The sequence below is a fragment of the Burkholderia sp. LMG 13014 genome (genome assembly GCF_905232215.1).
Lineage (GTDB): Bacteria > Pseudomonadota > Gammaproteobacteria > Burkholderiales > Burkholderiaceae > Burkholderia.
Window position 1 is genome coordinate 20047 of record NZ_CAJNKE010000036.1, and the last position, 7087, is coordinate 27133.

At 58.1% G+C, this 7087-nt stretch carries 5 protein-coding genes and 1 pseudogene; 3 read left to right on the forward strand and 3 right to left on the reverse strand.

Annotated elements, in window-relative coordinates; all coding sequences use genetic code 11:
- Positions 1-30 precede the first annotated feature (30 nt).
- Entirely contained in the window at positions 31-1245 is a 1215-nt protein-coding gene (locus JYJ84_RS07355) for an ABC transporter ATP-binding protein (protein WP_175221198.1), read from the reverse strand.
- Positions 1246-1391: 146 nt separating this feature from the next.
- Between JYJ84_RS07355 and JYJ84_RS07360 the strand changes: the two genes are divergently transcribed.
- Positions 1392-2981, forward strand: a complete 1590-nt coding sequence (locus tag JYJ84_RS07360) for an IclR family transcriptional regulator (protein ID WP_175220801.1) — start codon at positions 1392-1394, stop codon at positions 2979-2981.
- Between the two features lie 127 nt (positions 2982-3108).
- Positions 3109-3332, forward strand: a pseudogene (locus JYJ84_RS07365) (helix-turn-helix domain-containing protein).
- Between the two features lie 43 nt (positions 3333-3375).
- On the opposite strand, the gene JYJ84_RS07370 reads toward JYJ84_RS07365, so the two are convergent.
- Both JYJ84_RS07370 and JYJ84_RS07375 read right to left on the reverse strand, forming a co-directional pair.
- Complete coding sequence (locus tag JYJ84_RS07370; protein WP_236027381.1) at positions 3376-3564, reverse strand: hypothetical protein; 189 nt, start codon at positions 3562-3564, stop codon at positions 3376-3378.
- A 272-nt stretch (positions 3565-3836) separates the two neighbouring features.
- The gene (locus JYJ84_RS07375; protein WP_236027382.1) at positions 3837-4556 is read right to left on the reverse strand and encodes a helix-turn-helix transcriptional regulator; all 720 of its coding nucleotides are present in this window, start codon (positions 4554-4556) and stop codon (positions 3837-3839) included.
- Positions 4557-5161: 605 nt separating this feature from the next.
- Here JYJ84_RS07375 and JYJ84_RS07380 point away from each other — a divergent pair.
- A complete protein-coding gene (locus JYJ84_RS07380) occupies positions 5162-6952 on the forward strand; it encodes an amidohydrolase (RefSeq protein WP_175220797.1) in 1791 nt (596 codons plus the stop codon).
- Positions 6953-7087 lie beyond the last annotated feature (135 nt).

Below are 7087 nucleotides of genomic sequence, written 5' to 3' on the forward strand. Positions count from 1 at the left end.
GTCGATTGGGGAAGGTCTGTTTGCAGCATCTCAGCCCCTCAGCAGGTTAACCGCGTTCACGGCAACGTCGAGCCAGACCGGCTGACCGATTTGCGAACGGCCAGCGTGACAGCCGCCAGTCATATCGCGAACCACGATGCGCTGGCCGTTGCCAAGCCGCACGTGACAGGCCGTGTCGGTGCCAAGATAGACCGTGGCGGCGATCTCGCCCTTGATCCGCGGACCGACCGATACGGACCCCGTGGCGAAGGCTAGCCGCTCGGGCCGAATCGCCACCGTGACCGCATCGCCGACCGCGTAATCGTCGTGCGGAGCCGCCACGAATTCGCCGACCTCGGGCACCGCGACCCGCACAAATCCGGCGCCTCGCTCCGTGACATGTCCCGCCAGCATGTTGTTCTCGCCGATGAAGTCCGCGACGAAGCGGGTGGCGGGCCGGTCATAGATGTCTTCAGGCGTACCGATCTGCTGCACGAGGCCCTCCGACATTACGGCAATGCGATCGCTCATCGCAAGGGCCTCTTCCTGGTCATGCGTGACGAAGACAAACGTGATGCCGGTCTTTTCCTGCAAGCTCTTCAGTTCGAGCCGCATTGCCTGGCGTAACTTCAGGTCGAGCGCGGACAACGGCTCATCGAGCAGCAGCACGCGCGGCTGCGGCGCAAGCGCCCGGGCGAGTGCGATACGTTGTTGCTGTCCGCCCGAGAGCTGGTTGGCGTGCCGGTCGGCGAACTTTTCCATCTTGACGAGCGCCAACATCTCGACAACACGCCCTTTGATGTCGACCGGGCTGCGCTTGAGCATACGCAGGCCAAACGCGATGTTCTGAGCCACCGTCATGTTGGGAAACAGCGCGTAATGCTGGAATACCGTATTGACCGGACGGCGATACGGCGGCAGCGCGTGGACCGGCTCGCCGGCCAACAGGATTTCTCCCGACGAAGGCTCCTCGAACCCGGCCAGCAGACGTAGCAACGTCGTCTTGCCGCAACCTGACGGCCCGAGCAAGGTAAAGAACTCGTTGTCGTTGATCGATAGGGACACGCCTTTCAGCGCGTGGGCAACGCCGGACGCGTCGCCCGGATAGATCTTGTGAGCGGCGCGCACGTCGATAATGGGCGTGCCATGCGCGGCGGACGAGTTTGCGGCGCCGGCAACCGGCGCCGCATTGCTGCGGGCGCGGGAGCCGCCGAGGATCCGCGCAGTCTGTCGCGCGGCCGGTTCGTTGACTCTGTTGATGGACATCGACACGGTGTTGCTCCTTGGCTTTGCTGTGAACACTTGACGTTTTACCGCCATGCGATTATTATTACTGCAATTAGATTGACGCAATCATTGTTCGATCAAAAGTCGATGTCAATCGCTTTTTGCAGCCAGTAGAGGAAACCCTAATGAGTGAAGACCATCGTTCTCGGATCGCTGCACTGGGCAAAGCGCTGGCGGTGCTTGAGGCGTTTGGCCCCGCGGCTCCCGATCTGCGCATTGCCGAAATCGCCGCGTTGACCGGCATGAACCGCAGCAGCGCGCAACGCATCACGCATACCCTCGTGCGTTGCGGGTATCTGCATCGCGATGAGGTGTCGTCAGCGCTTTCGCTGACATACCGGAGCGCGTGCATCGCGCACACCTTCCTCAGCACGAATCACCTGATTGATCTGGCCGTTCCGGCGCTGGTCGATCTGAGCGCACGCACGAATTTGCGCGCGGACCTGTGGGTGATGCAGGGAGCGGATATCGTCAACATCGCGCGCGTGCCGTCCGCCGCCCATTCACGGACCATGGCGCCGATCGGCGAGCGCTTGCCCACACTCACCTCCGCGCCCGGACGCGCAATGCTGTCGACCCTGTCAGGCAAGGCCCTCGCTCAACGGATCGCCGAGCTGGCAGAGGCGCCCGACCGTGCCATTACGCCCGATGAGCAGGCCGCACACGAATGCACGCTGGCGGACGCAGCCGCGCGCGGTTACGTCTTCGAAGCGGGTAGCAACGTCCATGACGAAGGGACGATCGGTGCCGCCGTGTTCGGCGCGGATGGAGCGTGTCTTGCCGCAGTATCGGTATCCGGATGGCTTGGCGAAGTGAACGAGGAGGATGTGATAAGCCAGGTGGTTCAGCCCGTACTTGCCACTGCACGTGCGCTGTCCAGCCTCAGGATCCAGACCTGGTCGCGCGCGGTATCGCGCCCTGCCGAGGGCAAGGATGCATTGCCTGCCCCCGAAGAAGATGAGGACGATCCGTTGTTCATCTCGTCGGTCGCGCGCGGTTTCCAGGTACTTGAAGCGTTCACGCCCGCCAACTCGGTACCTACCCTGACCGCACTGCACCGGTTAACCGGACTCCCGGTAGCGACCGTGCAGCGAATCGTCGACACGCTGATGGAATGCGGCTACGTCGAGAAAGATGCGAGGCACAAGACCTTCCGGCTGACTGTGAAGACGCTCGACATGCTGTTCAATTTTCAGATGAGCAACCGCGTTATCAAGACGATATGGCCACGTCTCGTGCAATTGCGCGACGATTGCGGCCAGCGTTGCTCGTTCTGCATACTCGCGGGAGCAGACATCGTTCACTTGCTGCATGTCCAGAGCTATCCGCACGCCGACTTCCATACTGTCTACGTTGGCCGACGGCTACCGGCGCTCAGCACCTCGGGCGGGCGCGCGATTCTTTCGACGCTGGATAACGATCGGCTCCAAGCCGTACTCGCACAGAGCGCGCCCAAACCACTCACGCCGTTCACGATTACAGACAAAAGTGAGCTACAACAGATCATCGTCGACGCGCGCGAAAAGGGCTACGCTTTCACGGATCAACAATCGGTCATGTTTGACCTCAACGTCGCGACGCCGATCGTCGATTCCGATGGTCACGTGCTTGGTGCAATGGTGGTGTCCGGCTCCAAGCGCGACTGGACAGTGGAGCGAATGGAGGAAGAGATCGTGCCTCGCCTGGTGGCTTACGCGCGCTCGATGTTTGCCTGAAGGGGCAAAGCTCGCCGATTCTCGGCTTCGTACAATCCTGAACGCCTGCGGTCCGTGGTGCGATCACTCTCCGAGAGCGTCTTCGATAGCGCTTTAGGTGGATGCAACGCTGGCGCGACCGGCAAAGTTGTTTGGAAAACGACTGGTGGAACTGCGCGAGGCGAAAGGCTGGTCGTATGAAAAGCTTGCGCTCGAGTCAGGCCTGGCGCGGTCGAATGTCGGCAAGATCGAACGCGACCAGCGGAAAATCGCGCTCACAATATCCGCGTGCTGGCCGAAGCGCTGAACGTGACCCCAAGCGAAATACTCGCATTCGATTCCGACCATGAGAAAACACAGCGCCGCAAGTAGTGTGTCGCGACATTGCTGAGTGAGTTGATGACGATGGCGATGATCACACGACGCGAGCCAAAATTCGACGTTGCGCCTGATACTGCACGTTCTGTGCATCGCCTTGCAATTCCTCCAGTGCCTTCGTCAATACGTCCTGGAGCAACGGCAACAGCGCCTCCAGTTGCCCAGTAATTCCCGCATCTGACGCGAGATTGCTGACGAGACGCTGGTAGCCATCGAAGCCAAACATCCTCTCCCGGATCGGGCGAAGCACACACCGGCGACTGTCGTTTTGCTCCTCGGTAATGTCATGCGTACGTCGAGCACGATGCAAGCCGGCGCACTTATCTCAAAGCGCGTCAGAAAATCTAATGGACTCTCAAATTCGATAGGCCGTATGTCTACAGACGCCAACAGCCAAGACAATGACGTCCGCGAACAGGTATCGTCATCCACGATATATACGGTCGGAGCAACCTGCGACATCTCACATCAGGTGATGAGAGGGATTTCCCTCCACCGTCAACTGTCGTGGGCCCATTGCAGTAGTTGCCATTTGGTCCGAACACCAAGCTTCGCGAACGCTCGCTTGACATACGATTCGGCAGTCGATGTCCGAAGATCGAGACTCTGCGCACACTCAGGAATCGTTTGCCCTGAAAGAAGGCATTTGCAAATCTCATACTCTCGGCGGGAAAGGCGAATTTTCTGATTAGCAATCCGCTCATCAAACCTCGACAGCGCACTCCAACCGCCCTGGACAGTACTGATCCGACGTGCAGCAGTGGTTCTGCAATGGACCTCAAAGAGAGGGAACAGAAACTCACCCATCTGACGCAACAGCATCATTTCCGCGAGCGTAAAAATTGGCTTGCCGTCGATTCGAACAAGTGCAAGCGAGTATTGCTCGACACGCGTACCGTGCGATAAGACACATTCCTGGGCCACTCGTCCCGGCTCGAAGACATGCTTCATCAGATCCTGATCGGTAATCGCGGTGACGTCCCGTTGGATCAGCTGTGTCCCAACCACGCCGCGCAAAGCCGAAAAGAGCGGATCGCTCTGGCTATAATATTTGTAATACTCCCTCATTACCTCGCAGATCAGATCGTATTGCTCACCTGCGCTGCCGATCCATTCAGTCGAGAAACCAGTCGCGCTAGCGGGATCTGGACGGGTGCGCTCCAGATGAACCGCGTCGGCCGCAACATTGCTCGTGAGCAGAGCATTGAGCGTCGACACGAAACTCGGCGTGCCGATACTGCGAACGAGCTCGCCCAACGCGTGCGGCGAAATCGAAACCGCTTGTTGAAGGTGCCTCGAGACGGAAGATGCCGGTGGATACATCGTTGTCGCGGTGTGTAGCGTAGAACACATCAGCTTACCTCATCCAACGATAACCGTCTCTCGGGGTAGGAACCAGATTCTTAAGCATTATGAGAATCTGTTTCTCCAAACGTGCACTCAAGCACATGTTCGATTTCTGACCTGGTCCGCCGCGAAGGCTCGACACCACCGTGTTCCGGGCAGGTAATCCCATCGGCCTGATCTCGAAAAACGTCAGCGCCAGACCGCCCGCGTCCTGTGACATTTCAAGTTTTGCCCCCCCAAGAGGGGGCAGACCGCCCCTTCCTCGCTAACTACATTTCGTTTGTTTCTGAAACTGCACGCGAATCGTCAGCGATTTGGCGCGCGAAACTCACCAGTAAAACAGTAAGTGTGATCGGAACGACATCGATGCAAGGAAGTCTCGAGTGTCGCGAAGGTCATCTACCGCACACTGTAGGTCGCCAAGGCTGGGACGGCGCCAGCAATGAGCGGGTCGGTAAAACTAACAGAGACAAAGAATGAACGAGATTCAACGCTCGGGGGCAATCCCGGCATTCGCAGACGTAGTATTCAGAAATGCGAAGGTCTATACAGTCGATCCGCATAAACCGTGGGCGGAGGCTATCGCGGTCCATGGCGACCGCATCGCGTACGTCGGTGACGAACTCACTGCCTTGACCCTTCGTGGGCCAAATACAAAAATCGTCGACGTCGGTGGACGCTTGATATTACCGGGCTTCGTCGAATCTCACTGGCATTTCTCGACAACCGCATTCGCTTTCCAAGCGTCGGTGAACTATGAGGACCCGAACAAAGTTATCAAGGCGCTCCGTGAATACGTCGAATCTCATCCGGACGAAAAGTGTATCACGGGGATGGGGTGGATTCAGGCGACGATCCCAGCTGGAATGCTTCGTAAGGAGACGCTGGATGCGGTATGTGCCGACCGCCCCGTCTGCCTTTTGTCGACGGATTTTCACACCATGTGGGTCAATTCAAAAGCACTCGAAATCGCGCAAATCGATGCCGATACGCCGCCAGTCGAGGAAGGGGCGAGTTGGTTCGAAAAGGATGCCGCAACGGGAGAACCGACTGGTGTCGTCATTGACGGCGGTGCGTATGCACTACTGATGGGGCGCCTCACGGACGCTGGCTACCTTCCCAAAGGCATCGACCTTTACTTGCGCTCTATTTCGGTATGGCAGGAAAAGCTTGCGGCTGCCGGTATTACGACCGTATTTGACGCTGGGTTCCTCGACCCGGGCGGTGACCAAACGCTGCTGTACGAGACGCTGCAAACGCTGGAACGCGACGACAACCTGAGGTTACGCGTCGTGGGCAGTTTTTGCGCACTAGGGCCCACCCACGATCCTGTAGAGACGCTCCTCGAATATCGCGAAAAATACAACTCCCCTCTGGTCAGGGCGCAGACACTGAAATTGTTTCTGGACGGCAGCGAAGCGAATCACACGGCCTATCTACTCGCTCCCTATGCCGACCGACCTCATACCTGCGGCGAGCCAATGATGCCGATCGCTGACTTCAACCGCCTTGTCTTGCAAGCGGATAAGGAAGGTGTCGATGTGATGGTGCATTGCATCGGCGATGCAGCGGTCCGCACGGCGCTCGACGGATTCGAGTTGGTCAACAAGACGAATCCGTCGCGAGATCGTCGCCACGTCATTACGCACGCGTTTCTGACCCACCCCGACGACATCCCGCGGTTTCGCAGGCTGGGGGTCATGGCGAACACCCAACTCCAATGGGGGGTAGTGGATCTGTATACCGAACTCATTCGCGAGCACTACGGCACGGAACGCTGGAGCAATATGTATAAGTTCCGGACCTTCGTTGAGGAAGGAGTGACCGTGTCGATCGGAATGGATGGTCTGGTATGCCAGTGTCGGTGCCAGCATCGACCAGTGGAACATATTGAATCGGGCTATACGAGACAACTGGCCGGCGAGGCCGATGCCCCGGTTCTCCCAGACATCAACGAACGTCTGAGTATCCCTCAGCTGATCGCCGCATATACGATCAATGGCGCTTATCAGCTTCGGCTGGAGCACGAAGTTGGTTCTCTGACAGCGGGAAAGCGAGCAGACCTTATTGTCCTTGAGGATAATTTGTTCGAAGTACGCAAGCACGACATCGGCCGGATCAACGTTGCTTTCACGATGATGAATGGCGTCGTCACGCACGCACAGGGTTCATTACAGAAGCAGATCAGGCCTCTGGATCGCACCGAATCACGACCTGACAATTCATCAATCGAAGGCCGGACATTCGTCCCTTCACACCTCCGATGACGCTCGCCCCCCCCTGATCCGACGACGCACTGTGCGTTTTTCGCGTTGCGAAACAACGGATTGAGGCCGAGCGTTGTTGATGTCCACGCAGAATTGACCCACCGGGGATGCGTCCAAAATCTTGGACTACTTTGG